Source organism: Actinoplanes sp. GCM10030250 (assembly GCF_042666575.1).
GTDB lineage: Bacteria > Actinomycetota > Actinomycetes > Mycobacteriales > Micromonosporaceae > Actinoplanes.
In genome coordinates this window covers 34,484-49,414 of the sequence record NZ_JBHTDO010000042.1, presented here as the reverse complement: position 1 = coordinate 49,414, position 14,931 = coordinate 34,484, and the positions used below count along the sequence as shown (strand labels likewise).

The following is a 14,931-nucleotide window of genomic DNA, read 5'->3' as shown; positions in this document are numbered from 1 at the left end:
GCGCTGGGCGCCGAGGAGGAGGCCCGCGCGGTGGTCACGGCAGCGCTCGGAGGCTGAGGGGGAGCGCTGGGCGCCGAGGAGGAGGCCCGCGCGGTGGTCACGGCAGCGCTCGGAGGCTGAGGGGGAGCGCTGGGCGCCGAGAGGGAGCGCTGAGTTGGGTTTATCTCAGGTTCGGGCCGGTTTCGCCGACTGGTATGCCGCAAGGCAACTGATCCCGCCAGGCGAGGAGCCGATCGAACCCGATGAGAGCACCCGAGACCGCCGGTGACCGGCATCGTGCCGGCGGGCTCATGCCTGCCGCGGTGGCTGTAGCGGTCACCGTTGCGGTGCTGGTGTGGCTGGTGGTCGATCCGTCGGTGCTCTACCTGGGGTATGCGAGCGGGCCGGTCGCGATCGCTGCCGGGGTGTTCGCGTGTCAGCGGATCGCCCGTAAGGTTCAGCTGTCCCGGACGATCCGCGCGTTCTGGCGCCGCCTCGAGCACGCCGGTGTCTGCCTGCTCGTCGGATCGGTGATCTCGGTGGTGCGGGCGAACAACAACACCGGGCTGTCACCGTGGGTCGCGGTGCCGTTCCTGGGCGGCGTGATCATGCTGATGGTGGCGTTCCTCTGCCTGCCCGGCCCGAAGCGCACGGTGATCGCCTGGGTCCGGGCCGGGCTGGACGGTGCGACGGTGGCCGTCGCCAGCGGGCTGATCTTCTGGTACGCGGTGCTCGACCTGGCCCCCTCGGACACCTCGATGACGTCCCGGACCGCGGCCGCCATCGTGGGAGTCGGCGGAACCCTGCTGCTCGTGGCGATCGGCAAGGCTGCCGCCCGGCCGGAGTCGATGGTCCACCCGGCCGCGCTGCGGGTGCTCACCATCGCCCCGCTCACCGCGATCGTCGGCAACGTCCTGCTGATCGCCGGCAACGACTGGAGCCGGCTGGCGCTGTCGGTGCTCGCCATGCCGCTTGTCGGGCTGTCGTTCACCATCGGGGCGTACCTGCAGTTGCGGGCGCTGACGGCCGAGGAGCACGCGTCGCAGGCCGCGCTCACCCACCGGTCGCTGTTCAACCTGCTGCCGTTCGTCGCTGTCACCGCGACCGCCGGCCTGGTGGTCACGGTCAGCGCCCAGGAGATGACCGACAAGCAGCGCACCGTGATCATCGGTGCGGTGCTGATCGCCGGGTTCGTCGTGGCCCGGCAGCTGCTCAGCCTCCGGGAGAACAGCGTCGCCCTCAGCGGTATCCGCCTCCAGCAGGCCGAACTGGAGCGGCTGGCGCTGAGCGACACGCTGACCGGCCTGCCGAACCGGGCCCGGTTCTCCTCGGTGCTGGCCGAGCGGATCGCCGCGCACCTGCCGGCCAGCGCGATGCTGATCGACATCGACGACTTCAAGATGATCAACGACACGCTCGGCCCGGCCGCCGGTGACCAGCTCCTCTTCCAGGTCGCCCAGCGGCTGCGGCAGCGCTGCGAGATCGACGAACTCCCGGCCCGGCTCGGTGGGGACGAGTTCGCCGTACTGCTTCCGGTCGACGAGCCGGAGGCTGCCGAGGCTGCCGTCGCCCGCGTGCTGCTCGCCCTGTCCGACCCCTTCCGGGTCGCCGACCAGACCCTGCTGGTGCACGCCAGCGCCGGCATCGCCCTGGCCGGGACCGGCGAGAGCGCCGACGAGGTGCTGCGCAACGCCGACATCGCGATGTATGCGGCGAAAGAATCAGGAAAGGCTTCTTGGGTACGGTTCGAGCCGCGCATGCGGCAGGACATGGTGAACCACGCGCGACTCGCCAGCGAACTGCAGAACGGCATCATCCGCGGTGAGTTGCGGCTGCTCTACCAACCGGTTTTCGACCTGGTCACCGGCCGGCTGCACGGTGCCGAGGCGCTCGTCCGGTGGCAGCACCCGACCCGCGGGTTCGTCTCGCCGGGCGAGTTCATCCCGGTCGCCGAGCGCTCCGGCCTGATCGTGCCGCTCGGCGCGTGGGTGCTGCGGGAGGCCTGTGAGCAGCTCGCTCGCTGGCAGCGGGAGTTCCCCAACGCGATCGAGGCGGTGAACGTCAACGTGGCCGTCCGGCAGCTGCGGGAGACCGGCTTCGTCGACCAGGTCGCGGCCGTGCTCAGCGACACCGGCCTCACCTCGCGGAACCTGATCCTGGAGGTCACCGAGTCGTCGGTGGTCGACGGCTGGCAGGTCCGCGACACCCTCCAGGCGCTGCACGACATGGGTATCCAGCTGGCCCTGGACGACTTCGGCACCGGCCAGTCGTCGCTCAGCCTGCTGCGGGCCTTCCCCGTGGACGTTCTGAAGCTCGACAAGTCGTTCGTCGACGGTGTCGCCGACGGTGCCGACCGCGGCCGTCTCGCGGTGGCCGCCGCCGTCGCGCAGCTGGCCGAGCACCTGCAGCTCAAGGCGGTTGCGGAGGGCATCGAGAGCCTGGACCAGCTGGAGCGCCTGCGGCACATGGGCTACCGGTACGGGCAGGGCTTCTTCATGGCCAAACCGCTGCCCGCCGACGCCTGCGGTGCGCTGATGGCCGCCGACCCGGTCCGCGCCGCGTAAATCGGTGGACCTCAAGACCGGTTGAGGTCGTACGGTCTTGGTCATGTCCGTGGTCCGGGGAAACGTCAGAACCTTCTACCAGCTTCTCGCCAACACCCTGCTGGTGTCGGTCATCAACTTCACCGTGTGGTTCGCCGTCACGTTCTGGGTCTATCTGCAGACCCGGTCGGTGTTCGCCACCGGCGTGATCTCCGGCATCTTCCTGGTGCTGACCGCGCTCACCGGCATCTGGTTCGGCAGCCTGGTCGACGGGCACCGCAAGAAGACCGCCCTGCAGGGCTCCGCGGTCGCTTCGCTGATCCTGTACGCGGCCGCGTTCGCCCTGTTCCTGATCACCCCGGACGAGGAGTTCCACGAACCGGCGAGCGCCGTGCTGTGGGCGTTCATCCTGCTGCTGATGTTCGGCGTGATCGCCGGCAACATCCGCACCATCGCACTGCCCACCCTGGTCACCCTGCTGATCGAGGAGGACACCCGGGACCGGGCGAACGGCCTGGTCGGCACGGTCTCCGGCGCGACGTTCCTGGTCACCTCGGTGATCAGCGGTGTGCTGGTGGCCTTCGACGGGATGCGCTCGGTGCTGGTCCTGGCCGTCGCGGTGCTGGCAATCTCGGTGGTGCACCTGAGCTTCGTGACGATCCCCGAACGGGCGGTCGTGCACACCGAGGACGGTGCGGGCAAGGGCGGCGTCGACCTGCGCGGCACCCTGCGGATCATCGCGGGTGTTCCCGGGCTGACCGCGCTGATCCTGTTCAGCACGTTCAACAACTTCCTCGGCGGCGTGTTCATGGCCCTCGCCGACGCCTACGGCCTGTCGCTGGTGTCGGTGCAGGCGTGGGGACTGCTCTGGGGCGTGGTCAGCACCGGCTTCATCATCGGCGGGCTGGCCGTGTCCCGCACCGGCCTGGGCAAACGCCCCGTCCGGCTGCTCCTGCTGATCAACATCGTGCTGTGGGCGGTCATCGTGATCTTCCCGCTGTGGGCGTCGATCATCCCGTTCGCGGTCGGCATGTTCATCTACATGGTGCTGGTGCCCTACGCCGAGGCCACCGAGCAGACCATCATGCAGCGGGTCGTGCCGTACGAGCGCCAGGGCCGCGTGTTCGGCCTGGCACAGAGCGCCGAACAGGCCGCGTCGCCGCTGACCGCTTTCCTGATCTCGCCGATCGCCCAGTTCGTCTTCATCCCGTTCATGACCGACGGTGCGGGCGCCCGCATTTTGGGGCCGTGGTTCGGCACCGGGCCGGACCGGGGGCTCGGTCTGGTCTTCGTGCTGACGGGCATCATCGGGATCATCGCCACGTCGCTGGCCCTGGTCAGCGCGCCCTACCACCGGCTCAGCAAACGCCTGGCCGAGAAGCCGGCCCCGCCGGGGGAACCGGTGCCGTCCGGCGAAGCGGTGCCGCCGGACGAGCCGGTGCCGTCCGAGGAAGCGGCGGCTTCCGGCGAGCCGGCGGTTGACGGATCGGCCCAGGCGGGACGTTTGTAGCGCTTCGGCGCGGCGGGCGGGGGCCGCGAGGGTCAGGTCAGAGCGGCAGTGACCAGGTCGAAGGCTCGCAGGATCGCTGCCCGGGACTCGTCGGTGTCGAGCTGGTTGTCGAAGCCGTGTCCGCCCTCGGGTACGTCGATGATCTCCAGGTTGGCCTTCTCGGCGGTGGACACGAAGCTCGCGACGCCCTCCGCGATCAGCGGGTTCTCCTGGCCGACCCGGGTGAGCACGATCGGCAGGTCACCCGCCGACAGGACGGCGTCCGCCGGGCGGAAGCGGGGGTCGTCGGGCCAGCCGGGGAAGGGGGTGACCATCGGGTACGTCATGGCGACCGCCCGCAGCCACTCCGGCGGCTCGCGCAGGTAGTCGGCGGCCAGGCGGGCACTGCCGGAGAAGAACCAGAGCGCCACCCGGTCGCTGTCCACCCGCGGGTCGTCGCGCAGCGCGTTGACCGCGGCGGCGACGTCTCCGGCGGCCGTCGGGTAGGAGTCGGGGCCGTAGAGCCGGTGTTCGACCACGCCGCCGACGGCGCCCCGGTCGGCGGCCAGTGACGCGTAGCCCTGGAAATGGGGCCACTCGCGCGGCAGCGGCTCCATTCCCGGGGGCAGCGGGCCGCCGTGCATGAAGAGGATCGCGGGCCGTGGCGCGCCGGTGGTAAAGGGCAGGTAGAAGTCGACGATGCCGGTTCGCTCGGCGGGGCGGATCCGGACAGGCAGGACTATCGGCTTCAAGAACTCCATGCCAGGCACCCTATCGTGACCGATCGATCACCGGCTGGTCCGCGATGTTGTGGAGTTGAGCGGCACCGGGGCGCCGTAAGTTCACAAGATCGCGGGAAGGAAAAGCGACCGGGCCGCCCACCGCAACACGGCAGACGGCCCGGATCCCAGGCGAAGGTCAGGCATCCACCTCGGGACGGCCCTCGGCGGCCCACAGGGTGTGGAACGAGCCTTCCTTGTCCACCCGGTGATAGGTGTGCGCGCCGAAGAAGTCGCGCTGGCCCTGGATCAGGGCGGCCGGCAGGCGCTTCGCGCGCAGACCGTCGTAGTAGGCCAGTGCCGAGGTGAAGCCGGGCGCGGGGATGCCCTGCTGAGTGGCGGTGACGACGACCCGGCGCCAGGCGTCCTGGGCGCCGCTGACAGCGTCCAGGAAGTACTGGTCGACGAGCAGGGTCGGCAGGGTGGGCTGCTTGTCGTAGGCCTGCTTGATGAAGTCGAGGAACTTGGCCCGGATGATGCAGCCGGCCCGCCAGATCTTGGCCATCGCGCCGGGGTCGATGTCCCAGTCGTACTCCTTGCTGGCGGCCTGGATCTGCTGGAAGCCCTGCGCGTAGGCCACGATCTTGGAGGCGAACAGCGCCTGCTCGACGTCGGCGCGCAGGTCGCCGCCGGTGTGGCCGGACGCGGAGGCCGCCGGGCCGGGCAGGCCGGCGTCGGCGGCGGCCTTGCGGACGTCGGCGCCGCCGGAGAGGGCGCGGGCGAAGACCGACTCGGCGATGCCGGAGACCGGGACGCCCAGGTCGAGGGCCGCCTGTACGGTCCAGCGGCCGGTGCCCTTCTGCTCGGCCTGGTCGAGCACCACGTCGACGAACGGGTTGCCGCTCGACGCGTCGACCTGCTTGAGCACCTCGGCGGTGATCTCGATCAGGTACGAGCCGAGGCGGCCCTCGTTCCAGCCCTTGAAGATGTCGGCGATCTCGGCGGGGGAGTGCCCGCCGACCTGGCGCAACAGGTCGTACGCCTCGGCGATCAGCTGCATGTCGGCGTACTCGATGCCGTTGTGCACCATCTTCACGAAGTGACCGGCGCCGTCGGGGCCGACGTGCACGCAGCAGGGCTCGCCGTCGACCTTCGCGGCGATGTCCTCCAGCAGCGGGCCGAGCGCCTCGTAGGACTCCTTCGGGCCGCCGGGCATGATGCTCGGGCCGTGCAGGGCGCCCTCCTCACCGCCGGAGACGCCGGCGCCGACGAAGTGCAGGCCCTTCGCCTTGAGGGCGGCCTCGCGCCGGCGGGTGTCCGCGAAGTGCGCGTTGCCCGCGTCGATCAGCATGTCGCCCTCTTCGAGCAGCGGGGCGAACTCGTTGATCACGGCGTCGGTGGCCGGACCGGCCTTGACCATGATGACGACACGGCGCGGGCGCTCCAGGCTGGCCACGAACTGTTCCGCGGTCTCGGCGGGCAGGAACGTGCCCTCGTGGCCGAACTCCTCGACGAGCTCCTTGGTGCGGCCGTAGGACCGGTTGTGCAACGCCACGGTGTGCCCGTGCCGGGCGAAGTTACGGGCCAGGTTGCGGCCCATCACTGCCAGGCCGGTGACACCGATCTGCGCCTTCTGCGACATTCGTACGTCCTTCCTAGTTACCGACCCGTTACGGGCCCCGCGGTCATTCTTACGGGAAGCGCGCCCGCGGAGTTCGATCACGTCCACGTGGTGAACACCGTCGTGCTCAGCGTGCCACGCGCCGAGGGGGCATCGGCACAGGTCTTCGCATACGGTCCGTTCGGGCGCCCGGGCGGGGCGGCCACAGCGGAGATCAGCGCGGCGGTAGGCTTTTCGCCATGCCGACCGGGACCACCTCACCTTCCGGATCGTGCTGATCATGCGACGTGGCGAGATCTGGACCATCGGTGACCGTGCCGACCTCCGGTACCGTGTTCTGGTCCTCTCCGCCGACAGCTACAACGAGCGCGGCAACGCCTCACCGATCTGCGCGCCCATCGTGCGCCAGCGCGGCGTCACCGAGCTGCCTCCCTACGCGGTCGCCCTCACCGAGCAGGACCCGATCACCGGTGTGGTCGTCGTCAACCGGATGCGCCGCCTGCCGGCGTCGACCGGCGCCGAGCGCATCGGCATGGTGACCGGGGCGAGCATGGCGCGTCTCACCGAAGCGGTCCGCGATCTCTTCGAGCTTTGACCCCTTTCTTGTACGAGAGGGGCACCGCTGCCGCCCGGATACTCGCGGGCCGGGCACCGGGTCCCCGAAAGCCTGACCCCTGACCGGGTGACCCGCGCGCCGGAACACCGCAGGCCGGGCGCCGGCCGGATGAACGGGGGATGTCGGGCCGGGGTGCGGGTGGCGTAAGCAGGAACCCTCGATGTCTGGGGAGGTCGCTCGTGGCAGGTCAGGCGTACGCGCAGGCGCTGAGCAGCTTACGTCCGGAGGACACGCCGGACGCCGCGCGTACCACCGTGGACCGTGCCGTCGGGCTCCTGGCCGGGCGGGCCAACTGCCGGCTCGCCGAGGCGCACCAGCACCTGCTGCGGATGGGCATCGAACAGCACTGCGACGTGACCGATGTGGCCGGCCGCGTGCTGCGGCTCCTGGACCGCGCCGACGGTCCACCCGAGACGCTGCCGCAGATGGTCGCCGCCGCGCTGTCCTCACCGGCAGTGGTCAGCCCGGCGCCGGCCCTCACCCGCGCCGAGACGTCCGGCCGCCGGTTCACCCCGTGGCTGGCGACCGTCCAGGGTGTCCTCGACGCGATGCCGGTGATGGCCGGCTACCTCACCCCGGTACGCGACGCGACCGGCCGGATGACCGACCTGGTCTGGGCGGCCGCCAGCCCCGAGGCGGTGACACCGGACGGCACCCGCGGCACCCAGCTGATCGGGATGCCGGTGAGCCGGCACTACCCCGAGGTGCTGAGCGAGGCGCGCTGGGAGGTCTACCAGCAGGTGCTGGACACCGGTGAACCGGCCGACCTCGAGCCGGTGCGGTACGGGGAGAGTCAGTGGGTGATCCGGGCCCGTCCACTGGGGCCGGGGCTGCTGTTCACCTGGGAACGGCGTGACGACCCCTCCCGCGGTCTTGACCGGCTCGACGGCATGGAGGAGCTGGGCAAGCTCGGCTGGGGGGAATGGGACCTGGTCAGCGGGGAGATCTACTGGTCGCCGCAGCTGTACCGGATCTATGAACGGGATCCGGCGCTCGGCCCCGTGCCCCAGGAGGAATCCGAGGAGATGGCTGTCGCCGACGACAAGCCGCTGCGGGCTGCCGCCCTGGAGGCCTTCCGCCGGGCCGAGCGGGTCGACATCGTCACCCGGGTCTGGATCGGCGGGCGGATCAAGCATCTGCGGACGGTCGCCGACGCGGTCCGCGACGGCGGCGGGCGGCCACTGCGGATCTACGGGATCGTGCAGGACGTCACCGAGCACCAGGCCGGCGCGGAACGCCTCGCCGAGGTCGAGCACCAGCTCGACGAGCAGAGCCGCACGCTGGCCGCGGAGCACGATCTGGCCGCCCGCTTGCAGCGGATCATCCTGCCGATACCGGACGAGCCGATCGTGCTGCCCGGCCTGAAAGCCGCGGTCCGCTACCTGCCGGCGGGCGACGACGCGCTTGTCGGCGGCGACTGGTACCACGCGGCGGCCCTGCGCGACGGGTCGGTCCTGCTGGCGGTCGGTGACGTGGCGGGACACGGTACGCAGGCGGCGACCACGATGGCCCAGTTGCGGCACGCGCTGCGAGCGCTGACCACGCTGACCAGCGACCCGAGCACGCTGCTGGAACATCTGAACCGGCTGACGTGCGAGCTGGCCCACGACAGCCTGGAGCTGGCTGCCACGGCGGTGATCGCCCGCTTCGACCCGCGGCGGCGGGAACTGGTGTGGGCGCAGGCGGGGCATCCGCCGCCGCTGCTCAGCCGGGGCGGGCGTACGGCGGCGCTGCCCCGGCCGCCCGGCCCGATGCTCGGGGTGGTGGACGAAGCCACCTACGCGGACGCGGTGACCACCTTCCACGGCGGGGACGTCCTCCTGCTCTACACCGACGGGCTCGTGGAACACCGTCGCCGCAGCCTCGACGCCGGCCTCGACGCGGTGATCGCCACCGTCGACGACGCGGTCCGGGTCGCACCCCAGCAGCCGCTCGCCGAGCTGCTGGGCCGCCTGCGCCGCTCCAACCCGGACGACGACACGTGCATCCTGGCGGCCCGCCCCCTCGACAACCTCACCCTGCCCCCCGACCTCCGCCCCACCCCCACAGCCGCCGCCTGCCTCTAACCCACCTGCCTTCCCGCCCACCTGCCTTTCCGCCCGCCCGGCTTCCCGCGCTCGGCGTCTCGCGCGCCCGCCGTCCTGGCTTCCCGCCCTCGGCGTCCCGCGTGGCCGGCGTCCCGCGTGGCCGGCGTCCCGCGTGGCCGGCGTCCCGCGTGGCCGGCGTCCGCGTGGCCGGCGTCCGCATGGCCCGCCGCCGCCCGCTCCGAGCCCCACCGCCTGCTCCGCGGCCCGTTCCGCGTCCCGCGGCTCGCCCTCTCGGCTGGCGGTCAGACGGGTATTGATGTGTCCATTACGTGCGTGGATGCCGGCTGGAGGGGCTCGGCTGGCGCTGAGACACGTATTGACGCGTCCATTACGTGGCTGAGCGCCAGCCGGTTGGTGAGAGGGAGGGCGGGTTCTTCGGGAGTGGGGAGGGAGGGCCTGACTTCGCGTGCTGGGTGGGGGCGTGACGGAATCAGGGGACGTTCGGCCTGGAGTGGGCAGGTCAGCCCGGCGGGCGCCGGGCGGTCTGGAGTCGGCGCTCAGGTCGCGTGTGACGGCGGGACGCGTAGCTGGGTTTCAGGAGCCGTCGGCCGTACGAAAAAGCGGTCTTGATCCTGATTGTCATCTGCACGCGAGAGAAGAGCCAAGGGCCGGCGCGCGGAAAGGGGGCGCGCGGAAAAGGATGCGGAGACGCGTCAAGAACCGGCTTTGGCGCAGGCGGTGTCCAGTTGTTGGCCGGCTTTGGTGAAGGCGGGTTCGCTGCTGGCGGCGAAGGGGTCGGCGGAGTTGGCGGCGTCGGCGGAGGCCTTGGCGAGGTTGGTGATGGCGGTGCCGAGTTCGGTGTCCTGGGCGTTCCCGGCGGCGGCGTTCAGGGACTCGGAGAGGGTGTTCATCGCGCGCTTGGAGAGCTCCGGCGGGACCTTGCCGTTGGCGTCGACGCCGGTGGAGAGGGTGGTGATCAGGATGGTCTTGGCGGAGGTGATGGTGCGGCAGAGTTCCGCGTCGGTGCCGGCGACGGGCGCGGCGGCGGAATCGGCGGGAGCCACGGGGGCGGCCTCGGTGGGGGCCGGAGCTGCGGGGGCGGTGGTCGCCGGGGCGGCTGAGGGGGTGGAGTTGTCGCCGCAGGCGGTCAGGGTGAGGAGGGGGAGGGCGAGCAGGGCGGTGGAAATCGTGCGAATTCGCATCACGGGGGAGGACGGTAGCCGATGCGGGACGCGCCGGCCACCCGGATCAGAGCCAGTGGTCCAGCCAGGTGAAGGCGGCGTCCTGCTGCTCGGCGAGGAAGACGTGGCCGAGGCCGGGCCAGATGCGGGTGGAGAGGCGGTGGCCGGCGCGCTGGGAGTCCCAGACGGCGCGCATGCGGGTGTGCGCGGCGCCGGCTCCGGCGGGGGTGAAGAGCGGGTCGGTCTCGCCGTTGATGACCATCATCGGGCGCGGTGCGGCGATCGACGCGATGTCGGGGATGTCGAGGTGCCGGAACAGGCCCGGATGCACCATGTAGAACGCTGACTGGCCGCGCAGCGTGTTGTTGCCGGGGACCATCATCTCGCGCAGGCCGGTCATCCAGCAGACCGAGACGGTTGCCGCGATGTGGTCGGAGAGAGCGGCGACCTGCCAGGCGCGGTATCCGCCCATGGAGAACCCGACGGCGGCGACGCGGCGGCGGTCGACCTCGGGGCGGGCGGCGAGCATCGCGGCGGCGCGGACGTCCTCGAGGGCCATCAGGCCGGCCAGGGACGAGCCGAGGTTGAACATGTTGCTCGCCAGGGCCTGCTGCCCCTCATAGGTGAGGCCGCCGCGATCACCCCAGCCGAGAGCGTCGACGGCCAGCACGGCATAACCGCGGGTGGCGAGTTCGTGGCCGGGGAAGCGTCCGCTGAAGTACCGCTCGGACCAGGCGGCGGCCGACGCGCGGCGGGTCTCGTCGTACCACGGTTCGATCAGCTTCTCCTTGCCGATGTCGTACTTGGCGCCGTGGTCGTGCAGCAGCAGTGCGGCCGGGAACGGGCCGGGGCCGTCGGGTACCAGCATGGTGGCGCGGACCCGGCTGTGCCGGGTGACGTTGAAGAGCAGCTGCTGCCGCCGGTAGCCGGGGCCGGGCTGCTCGTCGATCACCTGGACGTCGAACGGGGTGCGGTCGGCGGGCTGGAGCAGCGACTCGAGGACCTTGGCGCGGGCCCGGCGCTTCCACCCGCCGAAGCTGCCGTGGCCGGGCCAGGCGAGCGGGAAGTCGAGTTCGGCCTTGAGCCGCTCGGCGAAGACCGGCAGGTTGGCGGCGGTGACCGAGGGGGACTCGAAGACCGGCGGGGCGGCCGGCGGGGCAACCGCGGCCGGCGGGGAGGCTGCGCCCGGCGGGGAGACTGCGGCCGGCGGGGAGGCTGCGGCCGGGAGGTGGCCGGGGGCGAGGGCCGCCACGACCGGAGCGGTGATGAGGACACGGCGCTTCACGGTGATCCTTTCATCGATGCGGTTCGATGAAGGCTAACAGGACCTCAAAGTCTGACGTATGGGGCAAATCCCACCGGGTATCAGCAGGGCATGATCCGGTACGGGGACGAGGTCGCCTCCATCGCCCGGCCGCTGCGTGACCCCGGCGACCTGGAGATCCTGCTCGACCGGGCGGCCGGCGCACGGGTCGTCCTGATCGGCGAGGCCACCCACGGCACGCACGAGTTCTACGAGTGGCGGGCCGCGCTCACCCGGCGGCTGATCGCCGAGCGGGGCTTCTCCTTCGTCGCGGTGGAGGGTGACTGGCCCGACTGCGAGCGGGTCGACCGGGCGGTCCGCGACGGCACCGACCCGCGCCAGGCCCTGGTGCGCTACGACAGGTGGCCCACCTGGATGTGGGCGAACGAGGAGACTGTCGACTTCACCCGCTGGCTGCACGGCTGGAACGCGGCCCGGCCCGCCGGCGACCGGGCCGGCTTCCACGGGCTCGACGTCTACTCGCTGTGGGAGTCGATGCGCTCGATCCTCACCTGGCTGCGCGAGCACGATCCGGACCTGGTGCCGGCGGCGCTCGAGGCGTACCGGTGCTTCGAGCCGTACGCGGAGGATCCGAACGCCTACGGCTGGGCCACCCAGTTCGTCCCGGCGGCCTGCGAGGACAGCGTGACCGCGATGCTGGCCGCCGTGCGGGACCGCGACTTCGGGGTGTGGCAGAACGCCGAGGTGGTGGCCGGCGCCGAGGGCTACTACCGGACGATGGTGCGCGGCGGCCCGGAGGCCTGGAACATCCGCGACCGGCACATGGACCGCACCCTCGCCCGGCTGCTCGACCGGTACGGCCCGGACTCCAAAGCCGTCGTCTGGGCGCACAACACGCACGTCGGCGACGGCCGCGCCACCGACCAGGCCGACTACGGAGAGGTGACCCTGGGGCAGCTGGCCCGGGAGCGCCCCGGCGACGACGAGGTGCTGATCGTCGGCTTCGGGACCTATCGCGGCTCCGTGGTCGCCGGCTCGGCGTGGGGCGCGCACATGGAGTCGATGCCGGTGCCGCCCGCCCGGGCCGGCTCGCTGGAGGAGATCCTGCACCTGACCGCGCCGCCGTGCGGGCTGCTGGTGTTCCCGGCCGGCGCGGACGGGCCCGATCTGCTCACCACCGTGTTGCCGCACCGTGCCATCGGGGTGGTCTACCGGCCGGAGCGGGAGCGGTGGTCCAACTACGTCCCGTCGATCATCGGGCAGCGTTACGACGCGTTCCTCTGGTTCGACGAGAGCCACGCGGTGCGCCCGCTGCACACCCTGCGGGTGGATACCAGGGAACCCGAGACGTTCCCGAGTGGAGTCTGAAAAGGGTCCACTTGAAGGGTCGCTTAAATGGATCTTCTTTTTGCCGCAAACGGTGAGTACACATCGGATTCGTGGCCACGCATCTGTGTACCTGGATACGGATACGCGAACAGTTGATCAGTTTTACGCTTGGCACCCACCGATGACCGAATCGGATCCGGATGGAACAGGGGTGCCATGAAAACGATCTCGAGGGTGCTGCTCGCCGTGCTGCTGACCGTGGCCGGGACAGTGGCCACGACCAGCAGTGCGGCGAACGCCGCCTCACTACCGGGCTATGTCCTCTCCTCGTCGGCGGCGACCCTGCCGGCGCCGCTGGCCGCGCTCGCCACCGGGAAGCGCATCCAATATGTCAGCACGAACGTCAATGGCGGATTGATCACCGCGACCGGTTTGATCCTGACGCCACGCACGAACAAGAAAAACCGGACCGTCGCCTGGGGGCACGGCACGACCGGGCTCGCCGACCAGTGTGCGCCATCAACGAATCAGAACGTTTTCTGGCCGGAGGCGCGGCTCGCGGTCGGCGAACTGCTGGAGCGCGGCTGGACCGTGGCGGCGCCGGACTACCCCGGCCTCGGTACGGCACTGCCGCACCCGTACCTGGTGGGAGCCAGCGAAGGCCGCTCGATCATCGACAGCGTGAAGGCGGCCCGTAACCTCGACGCCGCGCTCACCCCGCAGTACGCGGTGGACGGTCACTCGCAGGGCGGCCAGGGTGCCCTGTTCGCCAGCCAGCTGGCACCGTCGTACGACGGGAACCTGGTCCTCAAGGGCACCGCCAGCATCGCCCCGCTCTCCAACGCCGACTACCTGGCCCCGCTGATCCCCGGCACGCCCGGACAGGGCTACCTCGTGATGGCCCTCTACGGTCTCCAGGCCGTCGACCCGAGCTTCGTACCGCAGCTGGTGCTCGCCCCGCCGGCCCGGGCCAAGGTCGGTGTCCTGCAGAGCGGCTGCCTCTACGAGATCCTCGCCGCCTATGAGAACTTCACCCCGGAGCAGCTGGTCGTCGGCGGCGTAGTGCCCGCCTCGGTCACCAACCGCCTGCGTGTCTACGCCAACCCGGGGCAGACCTCGCCGAGCGCGCCGGTGCTGATCGTCCACGGCACCGAGGACGAGGCCGTTCCGTACTTCCTCTCCGCCGACTTCCTGGTGCCGCAGCTCGAGGAGGACTACAACATCCCGATCACCTTCGAGACCATCGAGGGCGCCAACCACGACGGGGCCGTCTTCCAGTCGGTCGACCTGGTCGCGAACTGGATCGCCGCCCGCTTCGCCTGAGAGTTCGAAAAGCCCGGCGGTGATCCCGCCGGGCTTTCTCATGCCGGTTCTCCTCAGCCTCGGTGCGCGACGATCAGGTAGATCGTGGTGGTCAGCTCCGGCGGGTCGGGCAGGATCGCCGAGAGCTCGGTGACCAGCGCGGCGCGGCGCTCCCGCGGGACCCGGCTCAGCACCGCACGGCCGGCGTGCGAGCCGACCCACGCGAGGAAGTGGTGCAGGTCGCGGAACTCACTGTGGACGGTCAGATCCTCGATGCGCACCCCCTCGAAACCCGCGTCGCTCACCGCGGCGCGCAACCGGTCCGCGTCCTGGAACATCTCCGCGACCGCCGGCTGGTTGGTCGCGCCGTCCGCGTGCCGCCCCATCGCCTGGAAAGCCGCGCGATAGCGCGGGTCCTGCTGGGCGAACGTGCTGAAGGCCAGCGTCCCTCCAGGCCTCAAGATCTTCCGGTACGACCGGAGCGCTGCACCGGGGTCCGGAAGGAAGAAGAGCAGCAGCCCGGCCGTGACGACGTCGAAGCTCGCGGCGGGAAAGCCGGGGTCCTGCGCGTCACCCACGCGCACGTCGACGGTCCCCAGATCGGCCGCGTCCCTGCTGGTCAGCTCCACCATGGACGGCGCGAGGTCGATGCCGGTGACCTGCCCGCCGGGCCCGGCCGCCCGTGCCGCCGGGAAGAGGACCGCGCCGCGGCCGCAGCCGACGTCGAGCACCCGGTCACCCGGCTTGATCCCGGCGGCGGCGGCCAGGGCCGCGCCCATCGGTGTGAAGAACTCGACGCCGACGTTGTCGTAGTCGGCGGCCGCCTGGTCGAAGATGTCGTCGATCGCCATCCGGCCAGCT

At 71.1% G+C, this 14,931-nt stretch carries 11 protein-coding genes; 6 read left to right on the top strand and 5 right to left on the bottom strand.

Annotation, left to right across the window (positions count from 1 at the left end; translation table 11 throughout):
• Positions 1–242: 242 nt before the first annotated feature.
• Together ACFQV6_RS37320 and ACFQV6_RS37315 are read left to right on the top strand one after the other, a co-directional pair.
• Complete coding sequence (locus ACFQV6_RS37320; RefSeq protein ID WP_378032412.1) at positions 243–2,543, top strand: putative bifunctional diguanylate cyclase/phosphodiesterase; 2,301 nt, start codon at positions 243–245, stop codon at positions 2,541–2,543.
• A 43-nt stretch (positions 2,544–2,586) separates the two neighbouring features.
• On the top strand, positions 2,587–4,032 hold the full coding sequence (locus tag ACFQV6_RS37315) for an MFS transporter (protein WP_378032411.1): 1,446 nt from the start codon (positions 2,587–2,589) through the stop codon (positions 4,030–4,032).
• A 32-nt stretch (positions 4,033–4,064) separates the two neighbouring features.
• On the opposite strand, the gene ACFQV6_RS37310 is transcribed toward ACFQV6_RS37315, so the two are convergent.
• Positions 4,065–4,772: an alpha/beta hydrolase gene (locus ACFQV6_RS37310; RefSeq protein ID WP_378032410.1), complete on the bottom strand. Its 708-nt coding sequence runs from the start codon at positions 4,770–4,772 to the stop codon at positions 4,065–4,067.
• A 157-nt stretch (positions 4,773–4,929) separates the two neighbouring features.
• Positions 4,930–6,372, bottom strand: coding sequence for an NADP-dependent phosphogluconate dehydrogenase (gene gndA / locus ACFQV6_RS37305; RefSeq protein ID WP_378032409.1), 1,443 nt, complete (start codon positions 6,370–6,372; stop codon positions 4,930–4,932).
• A 259-nt stretch (positions 6,373–6,631) separates the two neighbouring features.
• Here gndA and ACFQV6_RS37300 point away from each other — a divergent pair, with 259 nt between their 5' ends.
• Positions 6,632–6,946 carry a type II toxin-antitoxin system PemK/MazF family toxin gene (locus tag ACFQV6_RS37300; RefSeq protein WP_378032408.1) on the top strand — a complete coding sequence of 105 codons (315 nt, stop codon included), beginning with the start codon at positions 6,632–6,634 and terminating at the stop codon, positions 6,944–6,946.
• 200 nt (positions 6,947–7,146) lie between these two features.
• Complete coding sequence (locus tag ACFQV6_RS37295; RefSeq protein WP_378032407.1) at positions 7,147–9,033, top strand: SpoIIE family protein phosphatase; 1,887 nt, start codon at positions 7,147–7,149, stop codon at positions 9,031–9,033.
• 674 nt (positions 9,034–9,707) lie between these two features.
• On the opposite strand, the gene ACFQV6_RS37290 is transcribed toward ACFQV6_RS37295, so the two are convergent.
• Both ACFQV6_RS37290 and ACFQV6_RS37285 read right to left on the bottom strand, forming a co-directional pair.
• Positions 9,708–10,199, bottom strand: coding sequence for a hypothetical protein (locus tag ACFQV6_RS37290; RefSeq protein WP_378032406.1), 492 nt, complete (start codon positions 10,197–10,199; stop codon positions 9,708–9,710).
• Between the two features lie 43 nt (positions 10,200–10,242).
• Positions 10,243–11,460, bottom strand: a complete 1,218-nt coding sequence (locus tag ACFQV6_RS37285) for a dienelactone hydrolase family protein (RefSeq protein WP_378032405.1) — start codon at positions 11,458–11,460, stop codon at positions 10,243–10,245.
• 90 nt (positions 11,461–11,550) lie between these two features.
• Between ACFQV6_RS37285 and ACFQV6_RS37280 the strand changes: the two genes are divergently transcribed.
• Positions 11,551–12,807: an erythromycin esterase family protein gene (locus tag ACFQV6_RS37280; RefSeq protein WP_378032404.1), complete on the top strand. Its 1,257-nt coding sequence runs from the start codon at positions 11,551–11,553 to the stop codon at positions 12,805–12,807.
• Between the two features lie 177 nt (positions 12,808–12,984).
• Positions 12,985–14,091, top strand: a complete 1,107-nt coding sequence (locus ACFQV6_RS37275; protein ID WP_378032403.1) for an alpha/beta fold hydrolase — start codon at positions 12,985–12,987, stop codon at positions 14,089–14,091.
• Positions 14,092–14,144: 53 nt separating this feature from the next.
• Here the strand turns inward: ACFQV6_RS37275 and ACFQV6_RS37270 are convergent, their stop codons facing one another.
• Positions 14,145–14,921: a class I SAM-dependent methyltransferase gene (locus tag ACFQV6_RS37270; protein WP_378032402.1), complete on the bottom strand. Its 777-nt coding sequence runs from the start codon at positions 14,919–14,921 to the stop codon at positions 14,145–14,147.
• Between the last annotated feature and the right edge of the window lie 10 nt (positions 14,922–14,931).